Annotated in this window: 14 protein-coding genes; 6 read left to right on the top strand and 8 right to left on the bottom strand. The window is 44.5% G+C overall.

The genetic code is table 11. The features are described 5' to 3' along the window. Positions 1–385: 385 nt before the first annotated feature. A complete protein-coding gene (locus vsple_RS18700; RefSeq protein WP_261883386.1) occupies positions 386–2,380 on the top strand; it encodes a TonB-dependent receptor in 1,995 nt (664 codons plus the stop codon). A 94-nt stretch (positions 2,381–2,474) separates the two neighbouring features. Here the strand turns inward: vsple_RS18700 and vsple_RS18705 are convergent, their stop codons facing one another. After that, positions 2,475–3,266: an MBL fold metallo-hydrolase gene (locus vsple_RS18705; RefSeq protein ID WP_261883387.1), complete on the bottom strand. Its 792-nt coding sequence runs from the start codon at positions 3,264–3,266 to the stop codon at positions 2,475–2,477. Between the two features lie 118 nt (positions 3,267–3,384). On the opposite strand from vsple_RS18705, the gene vsple_RS18710 reads away from it, so the two are divergent. Together vsple_RS18710 and vsple_RS18715 are read left to right on the top strand one after the other, a co-directional pair. Further along, positions 3,385–4,356 (top strand): GlxA family transcriptional regulator, encoded by a 972-nt coding sequence (locus tag vsple_RS18710; protein ID WP_261883388.1) that lies wholly within the window; start codon positions 3,385–3,387, stop codon positions 4,354–4,356. A gap of 122 nt (positions 4,357–4,478) precedes the next feature. After that, a complete protein-coding gene (locus tag vsple_RS18715) occupies positions 4,479–5,366 on the top strand; it encodes an acyltransferase (RefSeq protein ID WP_261884015.1) in 888 nt (295 codons plus the stop codon). Between the two features lie 83 nt (positions 5,367–5,449). Here vsple_RS18715 and vsple_RS18720 read toward each other — a convergent pair whose 3' ends face one another. From vsple_RS18720 to glgX, 3 genes are all read right to left on the bottom strand, one after another. Next, on the bottom strand, positions 5,450–6,187 hold the full coding sequence (locus tag vsple_RS18720) for a tRNA (adenine(22)-N(1))-methyltransferase (protein ID WP_261884016.1): 738 nt from the start codon (positions 6,185–6,187) through the stop codon (positions 5,450–5,452). 130 nt (positions 6,188–6,317) lie between these two features. Then, positions 6,318–8,075, bottom strand: a complete 1,758-nt coding sequence (locus tag vsple_RS18725; RefSeq protein ID WP_261884017.1) for a sensor domain-containing diguanylate cyclase — start codon at positions 8,073–8,075, stop codon at positions 6,318–6,320. 242 nt (positions 8,076–8,317) lie between these two features. After that, positions 8,318–10,300 (bottom strand): glycogen debranching protein GlgX, encoded by a 1,983-nt coding sequence (gene glgX, locus vsple_RS18730; RefSeq protein WP_261883389.1) that lies wholly within the window; start codon positions 10,298–10,300, stop codon positions 8,318–8,320. A 432-nt stretch (positions 10,301–10,732) separates the two neighbouring features. Here glgX and lamB point away from each other — a divergent pair, with 432 nt between their 5' ends. Together lamB and vsple_RS18740 are read left to right on the top strand one after the other, a co-directional pair. Next, complete coding sequence (gene lamB / locus vsple_RS18735; protein WP_261883390.1) at positions 10,733–11,974, top strand: maltoporin LamB; 1,242 nt, start codon at positions 10,733–10,735, stop codon at positions 11,972–11,974. Between the two features lie 166 nt (positions 11,975–12,140). After that, a complete protein-coding gene (locus vsple_RS18740) occupies positions 12,141–12,971 on the top strand; it encodes a MalM family protein (protein ID WP_261883391.1) in 831 nt (276 codons plus the stop codon). Between the two features lie 533 nt (positions 12,972–13,504). Here vsple_RS18740 and vsple_RS18745 read toward each other — a convergent pair. The 3 genes from vsple_RS18745 to vsple_RS18755 all read right to left on the bottom strand — a co-directional run bounded on the left by vsple_RS18745 (position 13,505) and on the right by vsple_RS18755 (position 21,472). Beyond that, entirely contained in the window at positions 13,505–14,827 is a 1,323-nt protein-coding gene (locus vsple_RS18745) for an IS4 family transposase (protein ID WP_261883392.1), read from the bottom strand. 122 nt (positions 14,828–14,949) lie between these two features. Continuing rightward, complete coding sequence (gene pulA / locus vsple_RS18750; protein WP_261883393.1) at positions 14,950–19,368, bottom strand: pullulanase-type alpha-1,6-glucosidase; 4,419 nt, start codon at positions 19,366–19,368, stop codon at positions 14,950–14,952. Positions 19,369–19,702: 334 nt separating this feature from the next. Next, positions 19,703–21,472, bottom strand: a complete 1,770-nt coding sequence (locus tag vsple_RS18755; RefSeq protein WP_261883394.1) for an alpha-amylase family protein — start codon at positions 21,470–21,472, stop codon at positions 19,703–19,705. Between the two features lie 146 nt (positions 21,473–21,618). Here vsple_RS18755 and vsple_RS18760 point away from each other — a divergent pair, with 146 nt between their 5' ends. Then, the gene (locus vsple_RS18760) at positions 21,619–22,005 is read left to right on the top strand and encodes a DUF1294 domain-containing protein (RefSeq protein ID WP_261883395.1); all 387 of its coding nucleotides are present in this window, start codon (positions 21,619–21,621) and stop codon (positions 22,003–22,005) included. A gap of 24 nt (positions 22,006–22,029) precedes the next feature. Here the strand turns inward: vsple_RS18760 and vsple_RS18765 are convergent, their stop codons facing one another. After that, positions 22,030–22,614, bottom strand: a complete 585-nt coding sequence (locus vsple_RS18765; protein WP_032550544.1) for a LysE family translocator — start codon at positions 22,612–22,614, stop codon at positions 22,030–22,032. Positions 22,615–22,622 lie beyond the last annotated feature (8 nt).

A 22,622-nucleotide genomic window follows, 5' to 3' on the forward strand; every position in this document is an offset into this window, starting at 1 on the left:
TTTTTTTAATTAAATTGATTTGCTTGGAGCCTGAAGAATGGATCTGAGTGAAGGCTTTATAGCATGCGCTTTTTGAGTCTCTTTGCGAGCTGTTTTTTTGATTCTTTTTATGAATAAGTTTTTGGGTGGATATTTAATTAATATTGTCGCTTGGAGATGTTTTTGATTTAAAAGCCGCCAGAAGTGGGCTGGCGGCTACCTATTCCTAGGGTTTTTGAAATATTCAGTTCAAAAAACAAGAGTTCAGTGAACATTTGTGAATAATACATCGGTACTTTATTAAAATAAAGCATAGAAAAGTAAAGAATGTAAATGAGATGAATTATCATTTTCATCGTGTATTATGCACCGTTCTTGTTGTTGTTTATAAAATATAAGTACCATTATGAAACTGAAGTCACTCTCTGCAGCGATTACCGTTGCACTTACTACTTTTGCTGCCCAAGCTGCCGATGAAACCGTTGTTGTTGTTGGCTCTGCCCTAGATCAACACGTTCAAACGGAGATCAACTCTGATACTCTGGAACAGAAACAAGCGTCAGATATTAAAGATGTTCTGAATACCATGCCGAGTGTAACGGTAGATGGTAACGCTCGATACTCTCGTAAAGTCTTCATCCGTGGTATGGAGGATAAGTTCTCAGTTGTTACCATCGATGGCGCTCGCCAAGAAGGTCAACTGTTCCATCACTCAGGTGACCAGACGTTTGATCCTGCAATGCTGAAATCAGCAGAAATCACCCTAGGTGGTAACTCTGTACTTTCTGGTGCGGGTGCGATTAACGGCTCATTCAGCTACGAAACAAAAGATCCGAGTGACTTACTACGTGGTGATGAAACGATTGGGGCACGTGTCAAGACTGGCTACCAAACGGCTTATGAGCGTTTCACAACTAACGTGGCGGTTTACGCAAAGCTAAACGACAAACTGCAGTTCATGGGTATCGCAAACTACTCTGAAGATGGTGACTTACATATCCCTGGTGAAGATGATGTAACTTCTAAGCAAGGTGAATTAAAGTCTGGTTTAGCAAAAGTGGTCTTTATTCCAAACGACGCCAACGAATTTAAGCTGACATTCAACAAATACGAAGATGGTGGTAAGCGCCAGCTATCAGGTGAAAAAGCGGGTGCGCTATACGCAGATGATGAGCACAACTATCACGCAATTAGTCGTGACACTGTAACCTTAAACCATCATTACGATAATGGCAGCGATCTTGTAAACCTAACAACTGACCTATACTACAACCGTCAGTACATGGACCGTGATGCTGTAGTTTCTAATACCAGTAGCGGTGACCTATCCATTCCGGACCGAGAGTACAATGTGACAACCATTGGTGGTGATATTCGCAATATCTCATGGATCGGCGAGCATGAGTTGACTTACGGTGTTGAAGGTTACAAAGCCAAACAGTGGATTGATTCTGGCTTAGGTGTGTATACGTCTGGTACTAATATTGGACAGACTAAGAACTACGATATGGATGGTGGTACGGTTACTGCTTACGGTATCTATGCGCAAGACGCTTTTGAAATCAGTGATTTCCGTTTTGTAACAGGTCTGCGTTATGACATCCATGAGCTAGGTGGTGTGTTCTCTGGTAAGTACGATCAACTTTCACCTAAGTTCCAAGGTGAGCACCAAACAACAGATAACCTAAGATTACGTGTTGGTTACGGTCGTCTATTTAAAGGTGCTGCACTTCCTGAAACGCTAACGATGAAAGCTGCGAGCGATGTAAAGCAAGCGGATACAAAGGCGATGACAGGTAACAACTACGAAGCGGGCTTTGATTACGATCTGTCTGATTTGCTTGCAGCTGATCATGCCATCTTAGGTTTCACCGTTTACCAGTATGATCTTGATAATCAGATGCACCCAACTAAGAACAACACAACACTGGCAAACCAGTACGATGTTGAAGTATGGGGTGTTGAGACAGTATTAACATACAGCATTGATGACTTTGCGCTATACGCGAACCACTCGTTCTCTGATGGTGACCAAACCAGTCTAAAAGATGGCACAACAAGCCATATGAACAAGACTGGTATTCATAACATCAAAGCGGGTTTCAACTACAGCCTATCGAACGAGCTAGTGTTTGGTTGGGATGCGCGTTTTGTTCCGGGTAATGATTACACAGATGAAGATGGCGTGAAGATTGAACGTGCTGGCTTCGGTACTCACAACATTTGGGCGGCTTACGTTCCAGATTTTGCTAAGGATCTGTCGGTTAACCTTGCTGTCGATAACCTATTTGATAAGAAGTACGCTGAGCACACAGGCTTTGGTATCTCTTGGGGTTCTGAGAAATACACCAGCTACGAAGCAGGTCGTAACTTCAAAGCTTCTGTTGCTTACAGCTTCTAAAAAAACAGACACTGCCTAGAGCAAGCCCCGCATTACGCGGGGTTTGTTCTTTTTGGAGACAGAAATTTTGACATCTTGAGTCAATGCCTCGTATTTAAAACTCTAACGTTTCACCATCTTCAGGAATCAACACCTTGTCAGCTAATTGATGATGCTCAAGCGTCTGCTTTAATGTTGAACGTTCGATAGGGCAGTGATTCAACGCTTCCATATGATTGGCGATCACTTTACCTGGAGAAAGGAGGATAAACTCCATCACTTCATCGGTTGGCATCAATAAAGGCTGTCCCACATCCATTTGAGCTTGACCAGTTGCCACTACAGTAATGTCGGGCTTTAGCTCGGTTAGCGCACGCTTCACGTCGTCAGTCAGTACCGTATCACCACTGATGTAAATTGAGGGTTCATTTGGAAGCTCTAAATAGAATCCACAGCCATTTGCCATCACTTTATGGATCCAGCCATGACCATGTTGCGCAGGCACCGCGGTGATTTTCCCCTCTAAATAATCGGTCTCGACCCAGTTGTCTAAACCGTGACTCACGGTAATCCCATACTTCTCTAAGTAAGCTTTGTCTTTGCTTGGTGTGGCGACTGCAATACCGTTATTAACCAAGAAAGCCTCACCTGCCGTGTCTAGGTGGTCACCATGTTGTAGGGGTTTGAAACCAAAGGTTTGACTGTGTGTGATTAAAGCGTGAGTCACCGTATCAAGTAATGGCCCTGCATTGGCGGGTAAGTCTACGGTTGGGTTCTTGGCTGCTTTGAAGCGCAGTACAGAGAACGGAGGCAGTGAGCCTTTTTCACCTAGCATCGGATCAATCAGAATACGGTATTGGCCTGATTCAATTATAAAAGTGGCACTGCGAAGGTGATGAATTTTCATGATGTTTGCTCCGATGAATTAATGTCCAACAATTATGGTGCAGAGTGAAAAAGTGTAATACTGTGTTTAAGGTAATCTATCGCTCAAATTGGGCCATTGTTCTATTGAGGTCATTTTTATGCTTTCGTCTTCTACTGAGCCTGTAAAAGTCGCTGTGATCGCGTTTGAAGGGATCAGCGCATTTCATTTGTCGGTGCCCTGTTTGGTTTTTCAAGATGTATTCATTGAGCAGCAACCCAAGTTTTCAGTGAGCTTGTGCAGTGTCTCTGGGGCTGAGTTTCCTTCGGGATCAGGCTTTGGTATCAGTATAGAAGAGGGGATTGAGCGTGCTCACGATTGCGACATTATTGTAGTGCCGAGTTGGCCTAACTCTTTACCTCAGGTGCCGAAAGCTCTAATTGATGAGCTGATATTGTGTCATTCGCAAGGTAAAACCATTGTCGGGCTCTGCTTGGGTGCATTTGTGTTGGCAGAAGCGGGGTTACTCGACGGCAAGAAGGCGACGACTCACTGGGCTTTTAGTCCGCAGTTCAAGGAGCGCTTTCCTTTGGTCGAATTCGATGAACAGCCTCTGTTCATTGATAACGAGAGCACGATTACTTCAGCGGGTACCGCAGCTGCGTTGGATTGCTGCTTACATATTGTGAGGAAAGTATGTGGGACTGAGGTCGCGACTCAACTTGCGCGTATTATGGTCACGGCCCCGTATCGCTCTGGTGGTCAACAGCAATACATTCCGACGCCGATACAAACTAAGCCAACTCAGGCAATTAGCTTTGAAGGTGTGATTCAGGAGATAGAGCAGAACCTAACTAAGTCATACAACCTAGATGAAGTCGCTTCATTGTGTGCAATGAGTCGACGTACGTTTACCCGTCAGTTTAAAGCGGCGTATGGGTGTTCGTTTGGTGAATGGTTACTGCAACAGCGTTTGAAACTTAGTCAGCGATTGTTAGAGTCCACCGACTACGCAATTCACCAAGTGGCAGAGCAAGCAGGCTTTGGGTCTGAGAGTGTCTTTCGCAAGCACTTTAAAGCGACTTTTAACTTGGCTCCCACCCAATGGCGTGACAAATTCACTAAAGTCTAACTGCTATGACCACTCGGTAAATATGTCATAAATATTTCAATCGGTAGATAGAGAGGCTGTGAAAAAGGTATAATATGCGCTCCTGTTTTATACCGAATTTCGTTAAGTTACTGTTTACCAATATGTTAGATAACTTCCGTTTAGTCATCAGTGTTACCTTGGTGACTATCAACACTGCCGTGATAACGGTGCTGATCTCTTTGCTTGCCTTGATTAAACTGCTCATTCCTGTTGCCTCGGTAACAAAATTGTCTAACCGTGCGTCTGATGCTGTATTTTGGCTTTGGGCGACGGTGAATCTCGGTATTTTGTCTTCGATGAACCGTATCGATTGGCAAATTGAAGGGGGTGAGGAATTATCAAAAGAGCAGTGGTATTTGATGATGTCGAATCATCGCAGTTGGGCAGATATTGTGGTTTTAGCCTCGGTGATGAAAGACAGAATGCCAATGCCGAAGTTCTTCCTTAAGCACGACCTTCTTTATGTACCGTTTGTGGGCTTGGCGTGTTGGGGCTTGGATATGCCGTTTATGAGAAGGCATTCGCGCGAGTTTCTGCTTAAAAACCCAGAACGCCGCAACGATGATTTCAATGCGATTCAGAAATCTTGTCAGAAGTTTCAAAACAACCCGACGACTGTAGTGAACTTCGTGGAAGGTACGCGAGTGAATGCTGATAAGCTGGCGACAGTGAAAACTCCTTACCAACATCTACTAAAGCCAAAAACGGGTGGTGTGGCGTTTGCTCTTTCTAATATGGGCCATATGCTCAATGGTGTCGTTGATGTGACACTGGCGTATCCAGAGAATCAAGAATCACCATTTGAGGATATGCTCAAAGGCAAGATGACCAAAATTGTGGTGCGAATTAAGGTACACCCAATGGATGAAAATTTAGACGGCAACTACTTTGAAGATAAAGTCTTCAAGCGTCGTTTCCACGGTTGGTTAAATGGAACCTGGGAAGAGAAAGACCAGTACCTTGATGGCGTGTATAGCAGTAAGCAATAGCCTACGTCATTGATGCCAGAGACAAGAAAGCCGATTGATTTCAATCGGCTTTTTCTTTGTCTTCGATTTGCAGTTCTAGATATTTAAACGGCTTGGTATTGCTCAATGATATGAGCCACAGAATTGGGCTTTCCTTGCTTTTCTAAACCAAAAGAGATGCGCTGATAGTGCTGTAAGGTACGCTGCTTGTACCTCTCAATGACGAGCTGCTCTTTTTTATTGTTAGGTAACCAAATCTTGTTACCAATCGGAGACACTTTGTGTTGGTGTAAGTGAGTGTTTGCTAACCCGATAGTGCCTGGTTGATAAGTTACATGCAGTATTTCATAGAAGCGTCGATTCTCTTCGACGAGCTTTTCATCGATCATCGAGAAGTCACCTTTCCCGAGATACTCACGTAGCTCAAACAGTTGATGGACTGGGCACAGTAGAAAATCAAAGGAGATATTTGGGTTATTTGAAATAACGGCTTTGATTAACGTCTGCGTTAGCTCTCCGCCGACACCCGCAATCACAACCAGATGTTTGCCGCTGTGATCAGATAGCGGTAACTGACTCATGTCCATACAGTGAACATGCCACTGTGGAGGAGTCTTGTTGTCTAGGGTATTCAGCTTATCTGAGAAAAAATGCTGACTCAGTGTTGCTTCCAGCTCGGTCATTAGGCTGGGAACAATATCAACAAAGTGAATATTCGGCGCTTTTTTATCAATCAATAGGTGTATACCTAAGTGGCCATGATCGCAGCAGCAATCCCAGATGTGATCATAGGGTTGAGTGATGAGGTCACTGATAGATTGAAGTCGATGACTGAGCTTTATCATAAGAAGGTTCTTTCTATTGATTGAGTGAATGACTGCGTTGGATATGACCGGAGAGGCATTGTAGTCGGTTTCAGAAAAAACAAAAGCATCGAAGAGTGGGTTCGATGCTTTTGTCGGTTTTATCTCTTTATGCGGCAGCGATGGAAGCTGAGTCTGTCGGTGATAACGGTTTAAAATAGCCTTCGACGCGGTTTCGACCAAGTTGTTGGGCTATCACTTTGGCTTGCTCTGCCAGCGCCAATGCTGGTTCCGATTCACCTTCGAGTGAAGAAAATCCGATGCTAACACTGGCTGAAATATCAATATCCGGCGTCTTAATCATGCTTGATGCAATAGATATTCTGCACTGGTTTAGCTGGGCTCTTGCATCACTTTCATCGTTGGCCTTAAAAAGAATCGCGAACTCTTTAGCGTCAATCCGAGCCAAACTCAAACTCTTAGGTTTTGGAAAATGGGCGCGAATTGCTTCGGCAGTATTCTGAATTAAACGATCGCCAATCATCTCCCCGTAGGCATTCTTCAGGTGCTCGAAATGGTCAATATCTAGCAGAGCAACAAACGTATCTGGTTCACTTAGGTGAGCAGATAAAGCCGCATTAAAGTTGTTCTTGTTGTCGAGCTGAGTCATCAGATCTTTGCAACCTAATTGATGATGCAACAGAAGGTTTGCTAATGACGTTTCAGCTGCGCTTCTGATCATACGTAGAATAGAGTGACTAATAGGGAATGTACTATTGATGTAGAGTACGGCGATCAGCTGTGTTCGCGAGTGCATTGGAATACAGTAGTGACGTTGACTGATTTTAAGGCTTCGAGCGAGTGAGTCAGCATAATTTCCATTGCGGTAGATTAGAGTGTCGGGATGAAGTTGTTGCGCAAGTGATTGATTATTATGCACAACGCACGTGTTTCCGTGGTAGTCAATAGTACTAAACACATAGTTGGTTGAATCATAAAGACAAAACTGAATACCGTTGTTGTAGCAGAAGTTGTTGATTATTGATTTAAGCTGAAGCTTAAAAGCAACGGTGTCTTCTACTTGATTGAGTAGAGAAAGCGCAAGGTGGAGCCTGTGAAGTAGATAATTGGCCACGACCCAAAGTAACAGCAGTGAACTCAGCACAATCGCGGTTAAGGTAAACTGATGCGAGCTCGTCAGTATGTCTTGGCGATCGGTACCGGCAATGAATACCCAATTTAAGCTGTTATCTGCGTCGTAGACTGACACTTTGAAGTGATCTTGGTAGTAATACTCATGTTGTCCAGAAGTTTGACCTTGTGATAGCTGGTGGCTGATCCCTGCATGGAAACTGATCGACTTTGTGCCTATTCGCGCTGGGTCAGGATGGAATATCAGTCTTTCCGTGGAGCGGTCGATTACAAACATATAGCCATTGTTGAGTGTTTTTAGATCACGTAAGCCTTGAGTTGTATGAAGAAGATCAAACTCAATCCAGATCTCTTTTGAGTGTTCTGAAATGGCGTGTTTAATCGCGACTACCCAACGGCCACCGGTTTTTTGATAGACGGATGAAACATAAAAATCTTCAGTGACACTATCGATTCTGTGCCATGTCAGGTTGTTAAGTGTCGACGAGGGGAGAGATAAGCCGCGGCTTGAAATATATTGTTTGGTATCTGGGTGATATAAAACGATGTCGGAGAAGTTAGGTGTACGTTTGAGGATGTTTTCACTTAACTCGATGAAGGCATTTTTTGAAGCGGTTTGAACCTGCTGTAAGCTCTCTTCAAGCAGGTGAAGTTTACCAAATGTGGCCTCAATATTAGACCGGATAATAGAGTTACCAATTCGGATATTGGAAGCTGACTGCTCCCTTGCCGAGTTTTCCATACGCTCTAACTGAGCTGCAGCTAAATAGATCATACCTCCTGTGAGTAAAACGATATAAGGTTTGAAAAGACGAATTAATGTTTTAGGTAAAGCCATGATATCCAAAGACGTTATAGATTCATTTTTATAGTGGCAGCATACTAAACAGTTTTCTTACTCACATCAATGCAAATGATTCCATATAAAAGCATCGGATTTGTGATATCTACCCAATAAAAAAACCAGTTATAAATATAACTGGCTCTTATATAACTTATTCTTTTACTGAGTTTTTTCTATGTGTCCGCATCTTTAGCTTGATTAGGCGCTGTAAAGTGCAGAATGGCCATCGAAGTCGGTGACAGCAGCATTTCGCCGTCCGCAGAGCCTGGTCTTACATTGTGAGAATTGGTATCACAAAGCGTTACCCAGTTTTGTTCTCTGTCATTTGGCAATTTAAAGCGAGCAGGTGCATTGGTTTGGTTGATCAAGTAGATCATTTCGTCGCCGTCTTCACCAATCCCTAGATGCAGAGCGACAGAGCTGAGCCGATTCCAATCATCGTGCTCCATTAGCGTGCCATCTACTCGGCTCCAGAAAATTCGATTCGAGTTACGCTGTTCGCCACTAAATGCTCTGATGAATGGCACCATATACTCTTGGCGAGCGGATACCATATCAGAGAGCCACTGTTTAAAGTCAGATTTACGCTCGCTCGGGTCCCAGTTTAGCCAACTTGTCTCACTGTCTTGGCAGTAGGCGTTGTTGTTGCCATTTTGGGTATGAGACAGCACATCCGCTGTTAAAATGTGCGGGATACCAAAGGCAAACAGTAAACTCGCCATGAAGTTGCGCTTCTGCTTCTCGCGAGTAGCGATCACTAAAGCATTTTCGGTTTCACCTTCTACACCATAGTTCTTCGAGCGATTGTCACCGTGGCCGTCTCGGTTGTTTTCGCCATTCTCTTCATTATGCTTATGTTTATAAGAGACAAGATCTTGCATGGTGAAGCCGTCATGGTAAGTAATGTAGTTGACGGTTAGCTTGTAAGGCCAGTGCGCGGCACTATAAATATCGCGGGAACCCATCAGGCGTGTTGCGAACTCTTTTAGATAGCCTTGATCACCACGCCAGAAGCTGCGGGTAATGTCTCGCAGTTTGTCGTTACACTCATTCCAACCCAATGGGAAATTTCCAACCTGATACCCGTTCGGACCAATATCCCACGGTTCCGCAATCAGTTTGGTCTCTTTCAATACTGGGTCTTGAGCGACCGCTTTGAAGAAGGCTGCTTCTGGGTTGTATTGATCGCCTTGGCGACCCAAAGTTGCAGCAAGGTCGAAACGGAAGCCGTCGACCTTAAATTCAGTCACCCAGTAGCGAAGCGTATCCATCACTAAGTTAAGTGATGCCTGGTGGGTAAGGTCAACGGTATTTCCGCAACCAGTGAAGTTTGCGTAGTGGCAACCGTGCTTAATGTAGTGACGATGATCGAGCGCTTTTAGGTTGAAAGTACAACCGCCTTCACCGCCTTCCGCAGTGTGGTTGTAAACAACATCCAGAATAACTTCAATGCCATTGCGATGAAGCTCACGAATGGCCGTTTTAAGCTCAGTGACAGCGTCTTGTTCTGCGTAGCGAGGATCTGGAGCCATGAACAGGTAGGGGTTATAGCCCCAATAGTTGACCTTGCCCATGTCTAAAAGATGCGGTTCGTGCATACAAGCCGCAACCGGTAAAAGTTGCAATGAGTTGATGTTCTGTTCTTTGTAGAATTTAAGCATTTCAGGGCTGACCAACCCCATGTAACGCCCTTTACTGCTGCTTTCTATTTCTGGATGCAGATTAGTGAGGCCTTTGACGTGGGTTTCGAATAGAACCGTCTCTTCTCGGGAAATCTTTGGCCCTTGAATGCCTTGCCAATCGAAGCTGTCATCAGTCACCACACACTTTGCCATACCAAAACTCTTTTCCGGCGTATAAGGCGTTTGATAATGCAGCGGCTCGCTGAGTGCTTTGCCATAAGGATCAGAGAGGAGCAATGAACCTTCTTCAGTATCAACGATAAAACCATACTTTTGACCTGCAGAGATCCCCTCGATATAGGTGTACTTAATGCCGGCGTACTCGCTTTCTAATTTATAAGTGACAAATTCATCATTCTCATCAAAGAGGGCGAGTGAGAGATTGGGGCAGTCAGGGGAATAAATAGAGAAGTTACAGCCAGTGTCATCTAGCGTTGCACCGAGTGGATATGGGCGTCCGAGCGTTCTAGTCATGCTTGATTTCTTATTCGTTAAACAGCTTTGGTGAACTATTAGTAAAAAGCTTTGTTTCTTTAAGGTCAAGCAACTTCAAGAAGAATTTATTGTTAAAAAAATAATCTAGCGATTAAGTTCAAACAATATATTTGAGCTGGATCTCATTTGATATGAATAATTAGATCTGTGTACTGTCTACTCCTCCTAGATTAAGTGATCTAACTCTTTTAAACACCATTCTGTAAATTTTCTACTCCCTTCTCATCCCCCTTAATTTAGTTAGGGGTGGAGGAAGTCAAACTCGTGCGCCCCCCTTAGTATTGACCCCGTTGAAACGAATCAGGGGAAACCCTAAACCTCTCTATCTTACGTCCGCCATTACTGCCTTTGGCTGTCGCAAGAGAGCAAAAATATAAAACCTAAAATAAATCGTCCTTAATGGAGTTAAGAATGAAAAAAGTAAGTTTGATTGCTGCAGCAGTGGCGACTACGCTGGCTGCGGGCTCTGCGTTCGCTGTTGACTTTAATGGTTACATGCGTGCTGGTACTGGTATTAGTGGCAATGGTAATGGTGACCTTTCTGTTAACAAAGCTGGTGTTGGTCGTCTAGGTAACGAAAACGATAACTACTATGAATTTGGTCTAGCGGAAGAACTGAAAACGGGTGAGCAAACGTGGCGTGTAGAGTCGATGATTGCGCAGGGCAACAATGGCTCAAACGGTTGGGAAGATGGTGACTTCAATGTGGCGCAGTTCGCTGTTAAGGCGAAAGGTGTTATCGCTTCTGATAAAGAAGCAACACTTTGGGCTGGTAAAACTTACTACCAACGTAAAGATATTCACATCACGGACTTTTACTACCTAAACACTTCAGGTACTGGTGGTGGTATTGAAAACTTATCGCTTGGTGACCAAAAACTATCTTTAGCGCTGATTCAAGACGGTGATCACGACGATTCTACAGGCTACATCTTTGATGCACGTTTAGCGAATATTAGTCTTGGGGAAAATACTTCTCTTGAGTTTGCACTAGCATATAACTTTGCGACTGACTCGGATGATAAAAGTGAATCTGCTGATGATGGTGTGTTGGCTTCTGCAATCCTTCATCAAGGTATGAGTAATGGTTTCCACCAAACTATTTTCCAATACGGTACTAATGGCTACGGTGTACAAGCTGCGAACTTCTGGGGAGCAGGCACATACTACGCCCGTGGTACTGAGGCTTATAACAACACATCTGGTTTCCGTGCTATTAACTGGGGTGTAATGAACCTAGGCGAATCATGGGAAATGGGTCACCAAGTAGCCTACTTATCTGGTAGTGATGTAGGTGGTAGTGATGCAAACGGAGATTACACCAGTAAGAATTTTGACATTGACCAATACTCTGTAGTTGTCCGTCCTATGTACAAGTGGAATGACACAATGCGTACGATCTTTGAGGTTGGCTATAATGCTGGTGAGCGTATCATTAGTGACAAGAATAATCCGTTGATGGGGTTAGATACTGAAGACTTTGGTAACGCTAAATTCACAGTAGCTCAAGCTTGGGCTATGGGTGATAGCTTCTGGGCTCGTCCTGAAATCCGTGTATACGGTTCTTACATCCTAGATACTGAAGACAAAGATGCATTTAATGGTGACGATACAGAGTACGTATTCGGTATCCAAGCTGAAGCGTGGTGGTAAACACATAGCTTAACCAAATCCTAAACTGCCCTAATTCATAGCCGGCTCGCGTCGGCTATTTTTTTAAGGAATGTACGATTAAGTAGATCGTTCCCTAGGTGAATAGTTTTCTTTGTGGTAATTAAAGTTAGTAAATTTCTTAAAAAAATAACAAAAAGGAAGGGTTATGTATTTTAGAGCTCTTATGTTAAGCGGTTGCGTTGCATTGGCTGGTTGCCAATCTGCGCAAGTAGTCGAGCAAGTGCAAGTGGCACAAGCTGATCAAGTTCACTCTATTGCTGGTCTTCAATTTGCTCCTATGAAGCTTCCTAGTTCAGCAGTTTTTGATGTAACACCCGAAAGCCAAATATTAAATTACAATGGTATCAATAGCCCAGTAGTAGCTATTGAACTTCCAGCGGATCGCGGTGAATACTCTATTAAGATTACCAGTATGATCGGAGACACAGCGTTTGTTCCTAATGCTGTAATCTATGACAAGAACGGTCGTGAGCTGGAGCGCTATAGTAAAGATAGTTTTGAGTATACAAAGCCAAGGTTACATTTAGGTAACCGCCTAGTCGCGGAAAACGATTTCTACCCACCCACGACATCGGAATCTGTTTACTTGGTTATTTATACTGAGCAAGAGGATCTTGGTGGCTTTACTAACGTGATTCACCCTGCTCGCTTAGATGCAGAAGGTCGAGGAAACTACTTACCTGAAATGGAAGATATCCCCGTTCCAAATGCGAATGTAGGTAAGATTGAAGTGACACTTGATAGAGTGAGTTTTTTCTCATTTGGTTCGAGTTCTAGCTCAAATGCAAAACCAGTTGTAGGAACTAAGGTAGACTCTGTTCAACCAGAAACACAAACTTACTACCACAATGCGATTCAAGCGGCAGTTAAAGAAGATAACCTTCCTAAAGCGTTGAGTTTATTGGATGAGGCCAAAGCACTGGGCATTGAAGGCGCACAAGAAGTCTTTGTTAAGGCTGTTAATACTAAAAAATAGTCAATTAAATAGACCCCTAACACCTAGAGTGAGAATCAGTTATCTTGCTCTAGGTGTTTTCATTTGTGTCTCAAAACCTATTCTCTGATCTCAAATTTCTCAATTACACTCAATAGCGCATTTCGCTCAAATAATACAATAGTGCTTGCTGTCGCCGGTATCATGATAGCCTTTGACTAAGTTTGTTGAAATTGTATTCGTGATAGAAAACCTGTTATTAAATTAATAGTATTTCACAGTTATCCAAAAGGTTGTTATTTATATTTAGAAGAAATTTAAATCATGCTGGTATAACACGTATCTAAGGAGCGAAATAAATAGACTGGTTGTTGTCTTAGATCGCTACTGGTGACAGTTGATTCAAGATTAACAGCAATCCAAATTCTCGTATTAGTACAATCAAATAGCTAAAATGAGCCGAAATGTTATTTGATATTAGGGTGAGCTACTGTTTACTCGATAATAAATGTGATCGAGTTATTAACAGGTGTTTGGACAACAAAAAACGCTGACCTGAGTCTAATGCCACTCGCTTAAGAGCGAGTGGCATGTTTATTAGGATATCTAGCTGGCTTTTTTAAAACTGCACGGGGATATGGCTTCAGGTTACGTTTCTTTGGAAGAATAAGCCGTTTCCCATTGTCTCTGAGTGCCTTTAAATTTTTTGGTATTGCTCCAGGACTCCGGGTGTCACTCGCCCAAATCATCTCGTCCATAATCAAAAACAATGCATTAATGAAACTGATCCGCAGAGGCTCTATTTTGTGTTGTTTCGCTATCTCAGCCATTTCTAGCCTCACGATGTTATAGCTGGTTAAGATCCCCCATAGCTCTTTGTATACCCCGACTTTTTTCTTACTTCGTAATGTTGGTTTGTTTTGTAACTGATACTGCTTGAGTTCACCGTAACTACGTTCGATTTCCCAACGTTCCCAATACACTTTCACTAAATCATCAAACGGATAGCGTTTAGGGCATAAACAAGAAGTAATAAAACCTTTGATTTCACCTTTAGGCGTTGGGATAAGAATAAGACGGGCTTGCCATTTTGTACCAAGGTAGGGGGCAAGCTTTTGAGCTTGAGGTGAAACAGGCATATCAATGAGATGATCATGCTCAGTATAGCTCTCAACTATGTCATAACGCATTTTAGCTTTGATTGGTGTTAACCAGTGACTGTTACTGCTAGCGCCACGCCAACTAGTAAATAATTCTGCAGAAGTGAATCCTCTATCAAAGAGTGTTAATGAGTCATCTGGTGCTGAGCCTACAAGTTTTTGAGCATAGGAGATCTCACTATTTGTTACTGGTCCAAAAGCAGCGTCAGATAAAAGATGACTACGTGTTGACATCAATGTTACGGCCAGCACGCTTGGAAGCGATGCTCCTTTTTGAGCAAAGCCAAAATGTTGATTTTCCTCTGTATTATGAGTTTTGAAATGTGTGCCATCGACACTAAGAAGTTTCAAGCCACAAACCTCGTCAAACTTTGTTTTCTGCTCCCACTGCTGGGCTGTCGTTTTAAACAAATAACGCATTGGTTTATTACCAAGGCGCTCTTTTCCTTTGATAATACTACTGGTTGCCATAGGCGTAAGTTCACCACTTACGTCAGGGAATGCCAACTCTAGCTTATCGCAAACATCTTGAATGGAACGATTACGTTGAAGCCCAATACCTAGCACTAGCCAAACAGCTTGTTCAGCTGGTACACGACGTTTTCTGAGCGATACTCGCCCGGTTTGCTGAACAGCTTCTTCGACCCATTCCAAAGGAATATGCTTATTAAACACATCAATGGGGCGCTCGTGACAAAACTCTGCGGTAACTTGTAATTCTTTTGAAAACTCAGACATAAAAAATCGGCCGTAACTTACGTTACGACCGATTATGGAGCCTCTGTAGGATCGTTCAAGTAACTAAACGATCGGCATTAGACCTGAGTCAGCGTTTTTGTAGGCTTTGAACGAGCGATTACTTACTTATTCGCTGCGATGTTCACCTGTTTAGAGATGATGTCGAACGTCACTGTGTAGGTGCCTTCACTTGCAGGCGTAAAGGCTAGATTGCCACTATTGTCAGTAACGGCAAGTGAAGTTTCAGCAACCACGACATCACTGTAGCCATGCTCACACTGTCCCCAATCCCCACAAGTAAACTTGAATTGGAACTCCTGGTTTGCAGCCAGCTCCGCAGTGGTGAAGCTTACCATCGTTTCGTCTTGTGCATTCGTGGTCATCTTCTGTGCATCGTCGTGACCCCATTTACCAGAGATACTGCCTGGGATATACCAAGTTTTGTCTTGGTAGCTTTCAGCAAGTTTAGCTTCGACAATGACTGGGTTTTCCACATCAGAGGCATCCAATGAGAACTCATACATACCTATATCAGAGAAGTTTGAGTTACAGTTCTCACCGCCGCAGCTAATTTGAGAGTCCCAGTCACCATGCGTGAACTTATAACCTGTGTCAGCAGCCAAGCCTAACTCGATAGTGTACAAACCGCTGTTGGTGTAAGGCACTTCAATCGCTGCTGGATCCCAGCTAGCTTGCTCGAAGCCGCCTGCAATGTAGACCTTAGTTTTACCAAACGGCGGTAAGTCTGCTTTCTTCTGTGCAACTGGTAGGCCTAGGCCACGCTCAGAACCTCGCGGTTGAACGAATACCGCGGTAGACCAAGCCGGTACTGAGAACTTGCCTTCTGTGAATGATGCATTTCCAGCAATACCGTTGTCTTCGTGTGCAGCACTCAATTCAAAGCCAGACAGAACAATTGGCTTGCTTTCGTGGTCAACGAAATCACCAACTGTTTGTGTCTCTGGTGTTGCATTGATGATGACTACAACAGCATCAACTGAGCTGTCGATATCCGCAGTTTGGGTACTGCCGTTATCGATGGTCATTGCGATCACACCGGTTGTTTGGCCTTTACCCGTATTACGGAAGTCAACACGGTTGATGATCTCTTGTGCGCTTGGTAGCGTCATCAGATCGGAGGCAGAACGGAGCATCAACAACTCTTTGTAGTTATTGTACATGCGCTCCATGTGTTCAGCTTGAGGCTGAGAGTTTAGATCCGCAGTTGCACGAGCGATTTGGGCGTAGTTATCCGCATCCTTATCTTTCGCTGGCAGACCTTTGTTCCAGTTACTGTCGGTAAGAGTGAAATCAACGAGGTTGTACCAATCGCCGTAGTCGTACGAGTCACGTTGCATCGATTTTGAACGCAGCAGCTCACCACCCATGTGGTTGAACGGCATCGCTTGACCTAGTAGTACAGTAGACATGCCAATGGTCTGCATTTGAACACGCACATCTACGCTAGCATCTTCCGATACCTTGTACATGTTGATGTCCCAGAAAGTTTGGTTATCGTGTTTTGATACGTAGTTCTGTACTTCCCATGGTTGCTCTGCGTAACCCGCTTCTTGGCCGTTGTAGTCAATGGATGAACCTACTTGGGTGTTGCCTTCGAAGTCGACCATCTTGAAGTCTTTCAGGTTACCCGCCATACCCAAACGAGTCAGGTCGATTTGGTGTAGAGCGCGCTCCAGCTCGACGTCAGAAACATTACCTTCATCATCGGCCATTAGCTCATTTGGCAGTGTTGCTGCGCCCGTTGCGAAGCCTTGAGTCTTACGAATCGCTTCACCACCATCGAATGGGCTACCGCCTCGAACAGCATCTCTGAGTCGGTCCGAGAAAGAACCGATGCCTGTGCCACCTAGGTTAGGCTGTGTTGCTTGTGTAAAGCGACGGTTGTTTTCAACTTCACCAAAGTTCCAACCTTCACCGTAGAAGTACACCTCTGGATTGACTTCACGAGCTGCAGCGAGCGTTTGTTGCATTTGAGATAGTGGGTGGTGGCCCATCAAGTCCCAACGGAATGCATCAATCTTGTACGCTTCAACCCAAGTTTGGATGGAATCGTCGATCAGCTTCGCGAACATCGCATGCTCTGGCGCCGTGTTTTCACAACAGGTTGATGTTTCTACGAGACCAGAATCTGGCACTAGGCGCTGGTAGTAAAGCGGTACGACTTTATCGAGTACCGATTTGTCATTCATGCCCGAAGCGTTAGTGTGGTTGTACACTACGTCTACTACTACGTTCATGCCAACATCTTGCTTGACCGATTTAACCATTTCACGGAATTCAAGAATACGTGCGGTACCTTCTGCATCTGTTGCGTAAGAACCTTCTGGCACAGTGTAGTGGAATGGGTCATAGCCCCAGTTGTAAGAGTCGACAGAGCGGACGTACTCGTTAAGACCTTCTACCACTGCGTTGTCTTTGGTATCAGTCGCTTTAAGCTCTTCAAAGGCTTCGGCGATTGTGCCACCGCTAGTGCAGTATTCGCTGTAACGGCTGTCGTTCTTAATTGATTCATTCAAAGAGCAAAGCTTGCTGAATGGTTCGTCGATATCTGCCACTTGGCTTGGATCTTCGTTGATGGTTGCGATATCGAATACAGGCATTAAGTGCAGGTGTGTCATGCCCGCGTCACTAAGCTCTTTAAGATGATTCACTGGTACTGAGTTTTGCTCAGTAAACGCTAGGTATTTACCCTTGTTTTCAGTACTCTTATCACGAGCTGAGAAGTCGCGTACGTGTGACTCGTAGATCACCATATTCGCTAGATCGCCATTGTCTGGGTTTTGTGAATGTGGAGCGTCTAATCCATCCCAACCTGCTGGCTTCAGTTCATCGGAATCTAGATCCACAGCTTGGCTGTAGAAAGAGTTCATAGATAAGCTGACAGAGTATGGGTCTGTCACTTCGTAGCTGTAACCTTTCTGCTCTCTTGGTTGAAAGACCTTCATCGCATAGCGGTAGAACTTGTTATCCACTGAATCAGTTTCGACTTCAACGCTCCAACTGCCCGTTGCGCTGTCTTCTTGCATGGTGTGGCGAGAAGCTTCTGATTTGTCACTGTTGTAGACAACCAGCTCAACCTCAGAGGCGGTTGGTGCCCATAAGCGGAAAGTGACACCGTCATCACCATAGATAGGACCGTATTCAAGATCGGTTGCTGCCTCGGCAAAGATTGCATCCAGTGCACCTGCGTATTGAACCGCTGTTGAAGAGCGCAGTGCTGCTGGTTCACCTTCAGCACCATCAGAAGAAGCCAGTGCAATTAAGCTGCCCTTCATTAGTGAGCTAAGTGATAGCTCTGCTGGTAAGTCAGGAAGTTCGAATGCTGGGTAATCGGCTAAGTGTGGGAATTTGGCTTTTTGAGCGTCTGTCAGTGTTGCGCTTGAAAGAACGATAGACGCACCGCTAACGACGCCATCTTCTGAAACTTGATAGTCACCATTGGAGCTAAACATGATTTGAACTTGATCTGCATCTTTACCTGCACTCCAAACCAGTGTTTGGTCGTCAATCAGGATCGCGCCAACACTGTCGATAGTGAACTCAGAAGATGGACCTGCAAGCTCAAATGCTTCACTGCGAGTCGTGTAAGACGTTGAACTACCAGCCATGTAAGTGACAGCTGGGTTTTCTGCTTGGCCAGAAATGTCGATAACAAGGTCAGCACCAATCAGTTTGTCTTTGTTGGCATTACGTAAGATAAGATTGAAACATTGGCTTGCATCATCGGTGACCGGAACATACCAAACTGGGCCGAACTCGTCTGAGTCATCTGGTGTGACACTGATGTCTTCCCAGCCATCGTTGAAATAGCTTGGATCGCCAGCTGCACACTTTGAATCATTCCAGATGTGCAGGTTAAGGTTGCCGTAACCGTCTTTGTCTGCGCCTTCTTCTTTCTTATCGCCTAGAGGGTCATAAAGGTGAACGGCGAAATGATTAGCTGGTGGAGCAGGCAACTCACCTGGAGGCTGTGCTTCAGGAAGTTTTACATCGGTGCCTTCTTGGTCAAGCCCGTATCCCTTAAGCATGGTGTCCTGACGTGAACCTGAAACCTTTTCACCCGTATGGGTTACACCAACAGTGCTACCCGCATCAGAAGCATCAAGGTTAACCGACGCTTGCTCAGTGGTGCCATCGGTGATCTTACAGCTTCCGGTTGCCTCGCTTGCCGCGACTAACCAAGTTGGTCCAAATTTATCTGAAGATGTCGCAGTAAAGGACTTGTCGCCACATACCAGAGTCCATTTACTGAAATCTGTCGTGATAGTGGACATGCGCGCCACGGATGACGTGGTATCCGCGATGTAGCTTAGCGAAACTTCATTGGCACTTGGAGTTGCAGCTGCGGCTGGCAGATCAACGTTAGGTGCAAGTTCTACTTCACCCGGTACAGAGGTGCCCGGTGTTGGTGCGGTGTAACTGCTGTCATTGTCATCTCCACAGGCACTTAGTGCACTTGCAGCAAGGATTGGCAGCATTGCTTTTGCAAGGGTAGAGAGTTTAAAGTTTTTTGTATTCACGAGTTATATCCATATTAGTTTTATTCTCGATGAATATCGTAATGTTGAATATGGTGATCTATTTGTGAGCCTTATATACAAAGTTATTTAAAATTCGGAAATTAAGAATTATTAGTGACAGAATCACATTTTGTATTAGGTCATTCGATAATTAATTGGATCAATAACACATATAATTAACGATTGTTTTAAAAAGGCGTAGAGGGGAGGATGAGTAAATAGGATGAGAACTCAGCCTAATTTTTGTGAGATTACTAGCGCTTTATGTGTCACTTAATTATCATCAAAAAAAAAGAGCCGTTTGGCTCTTTTATAATCGGTCATAAATATCGAATTACTTGAGTTCCAACACCCAAGCTAATGCGGCTAATGGTTTCAATTCACAACTGAAATACCCGATGCCGTTATCGACCGTGAGTGATTGCGTTTCTAAACCGTCAATTTTCTCTTCCAAAGCGTAAGTTCCGTCAGCGAGGTTCATCGCTGAGATGTGCTCTTCAGAGATGGTCACTTTAATCGAATCATTACCCTGCGTTGCAAAGCGACTGGTCGCGATAACGAGCTCATTGGCGTCGTATCGTAGAAAGGCGTGGGTAGTGTCAGAAAACTCGCCGTTGGCAAAGAGATCGACGTATTCACCTGTCATCGATGAGTGCTCTAACGTGAAGTTCATGATGCGTTTATAGAAATTACGCAGTGCGATTTCACTTTCGTTTAGAAGACCACCATCAAACTTGCCGTGGTTCATCCATTTCTGGTGTTGTGGCACACCAATGTAATCAAAGATTGAGGTGCGTGACGGCTGGCCAAACCCAGCGTTCTCAGCGCCGGCTTCACCGACTTCTTGACCGAAATAGAGCATGGTCGGAGAGCTACTGATTAAAGCACTCACTAACATTGCAGGCTTTGCCATTTCAGGGTTACCAGCAAACTCAGGCGACGCGACACGCTGTTCATCGTGATTGTCTAAGAAATGCAGCATGTGGTGCTCAATGTCCTGCATTTTACCTTGAATCTCAGGAATGATCGCGGTGGATGCTTTTCCCTGCATGATCTCTTTTAGACCATCATAGAGATCAACCTTGTCGTAGAGGTAATCCATTTTACCGAGGCGAATGTAATCTCGGTAGAGGTTCGGTTGGTAGACTTCTGCCATGAGGAAGGCATCGGATTTGCGCATTTTAATAGATGAGTTCAAGTAGCTCCAAAACTCGACAGGCACCATCTCTGCCATGTCGTAGCGGAAGCCATCCACACCTTTAGCGATCCAGTACAGCGCTATGTCGCGGAACTTAACCCAAGAGCTAGGCACATCAAATTGCTGCCAGTAGTGGTAATGCTCGACGTAGTCTTTATCTTCATAACCATGCGGAAGTTCAGGGAAGTCTTTGCTGCCGTCTGGCTTGATACCGTAGTTAATTTTGACCGTTTCATACCAATCGTCGAAGTTAGGTTTAGCCAAGCGCGAGCCGTTTCCAGTCCATTTTGCGGGCTTTTCAACGAACGGTACTTCTAGGCTAGGGTGCGCTTCTCCACCAAGGGGCGTAAAGGCTGGGTCGATATCCGGCAGCTCAAACTGGGAATCTGGGATGTAGTAAAAGTTATTCTCTCTGTGATACTCAACACTGGTATCGTCACTGGCACCGAAGTCTTCAACGCCAGCTGGATTGCGGTTACCGCGATACTGACGCGCAACGTGATTTGGCACGATATCAATGATAACTTGTAACCCATTTTCGTGGCTGCGCTTAATAAGATCCTCAAATTCTTCAACGCGCTTCACCGGATTATCTGCCAAATCTGGATTGACCGAGTAGTAGTCTTTGACCGCGTAGGGAGAGCCAGCTCGGCCTTTGACTACGCTCGGGTGATCTTGGGTGATTCCCACTTCTTGGTAGTCATTGATCACCGCGTGATGCGGGACCCCGGTATACCAGATGTGAGTGATGCCTAGGTCTTTAATTTCAGACAGTGCTTTGTCGGTGAAATCACTGAATTTACCAACGCCGTTTTCTTCAATTGTTCCCCAAGGTTTATTATTGGCGTTTTGGTTGCCAAACAGCCGTGTAAAGACTTGATAGATGGTATGTTTTTTATTGTACATGGTTATAATTCCTTAACTTCCATCATGTTATGTAGGGGTGAGGCGAGTAGGCTAGCGCAAATAACGGGCTTATTACTCATCCTTTCTATAAGAATTCAGGGCGTAGTTATTGAGCTTCGTGAGCTGCTACGCAAAAGGGGATAACCTTGTCGTCATCATTAAAAATTGTGTTTACCTATCTCTTTATCGTGAGTCTTTCGATCGCGTTTTATTCAAGCTCAAAGTTGATGCTTGGAGGTTATTTATTGATAGGACTGATGACTTATTTCACTTACGCAAAAGATAAGCGAGCGGCAATAAAAGGTGAGTGGCGTGTCCCAGAGAATACACTTCATCTGCTTGCGTTATGTGGGGGCTGGCTAGGCGCGTTGATAGCCCAGCAGCAGTTGCGACATAAGACTCAAAAGCAGCCCTTTAAAACGCTGTTTTTCATCTGCTGTGGTCTAAATATTTTGGGGTTTGCGTGGACATTAACGCCTCATGGACAGTCGATATTGACTCTGCCTCTAGAGGCGATTTCGAATTGGTTATAAGCGGATTCGGATTCTGGGATGTGTTTAGATCATTGGCACGGTCGACACTAACAGCAACAATGCCATCGCGTAGTTGAAGCCTTTAATTCTTAAGGGAGTCGTCAACCAGTGCTGGAGCTGTTTCCCCGCTGCGGTCCAAAATGTCACGGATGGCAGGTTAGCAAGTGTAAAGATAGCGGCGATGATCGCGAGCTCAACCCAAGAGCTACCAGTGCTATATACAGAAATTGCCGTCAATGCCATTGACCATCCTTTTGGGTTTACCCATTGGAAGCTTGCAGCGGCTAGAAACGACATCGGTTTGTAGCTCTCTTTCTCTTCTGCTTTGCCGCTGGTGGCAATCTTAATCGCTAGATAAACCAAATACGCCAAGCTCAGGTACTTCAACACTTGATGAATAATAGGGAAGCTGTGGAACAAACCCATCAATCCAAAACCGACCAATAGCAGCATAATGGCGAAGCCAAGTGCGATACCCAACATGTGTGGAATGGTCTTGGTGAAGCCTACATTGGCACCTGAAGTCATCAACATGATGTTGTTTGGGCCCGGCGTGAAGGTCGAGACAAACGCAAATAACGCGAGTGCGGTAAGTTGTTCAAAAGGCATGGCGTTGT

It is taken from the genome of Vibrio pelagius (assembly GCF_024347575.1).
In the GTDB taxonomy this organism is placed as follows: Bacteria; Pseudomonadota; Gammaproteobacteria; order Enterobacterales; family Vibrionaceae; genus Vibrio; species Vibrio pelagius.

Bases quoted from the DNA above. Each gene is read 5' to 3' on its own strand.
- vsple_RS18755 (WP_261883394.1), bottom strand. From the start codon at position 21,472: ATGTACAATAAAAAACATACCATCTATCAAGTCTTTACACGGCTGTTT.
- vsple_RS18725 (WP_261884017.1), bottom strand. From the start codon at position 8,075: ATGATCTATTTAGCTGCAGCTCAGTTAGAGCGTATGGAAAACTCGGCA.
- lamB (WP_261883390.1), top strand. From the start codon at position 10,733: ATGAAAAAAGTAAGTTTGATTGCTGCAGCAGTGGCGACTACGCTGGCT.
- vsple_RS18710 (WP_261883388.1), top strand. From the start codon at position 3,385: ATGCTTTCGTCTTCTACTGAGCCTGTAAAAGTCGCTGTGATCGCGTTT.
- vsple_RS18715 (WP_261884015.1), top strand. From the start codon at position 4,479: ATGTTAGATAACTTCCGTTTAGTCATCAGTGTTACCTTGGTGACTATC.
- glgX (WP_261883389.1), bottom strand. From the start codon at position 10,300: ATGACTAGAACGCTCGGACGCCCATATCCACTCGGTGCAACGCTAGAT.
- vsple_RS18700 (WP_261883386.1), top strand. From the start codon at position 386: ATGAAACTGAAGTCACTCTCTGCAGCGATTACCGTTGCACTTACTACT.
- vsple_RS18745 (WP_261883392.1), bottom strand. From the start codon at position 14,827: ATGTCTGAGTTTTCAAAAGAATTACAAGTTACCGCAGAGTTTTGTCAC.
- vsple_RS18705 (WP_261883387.1), bottom strand. From the start codon at position 3,266: ATGAAAATTCATCACCTTCGCAGTGCCACTTTTATAATTGAATCAGGC.
- vsple_RS18765 (WP_032550544.1), bottom strand. From the start codon at position 22,614: ATGCCTTTTGAACAACTTACCGCACTCGCGTTATTTGCGTTTGTCTCG.
- vsple_RS18740 (WP_261883391.1), top strand. From the start codon at position 12,141: ATGTATTTTAGAGCTCTTATGTTAAGCGGTTGCGTTGCATTGGCTGGT.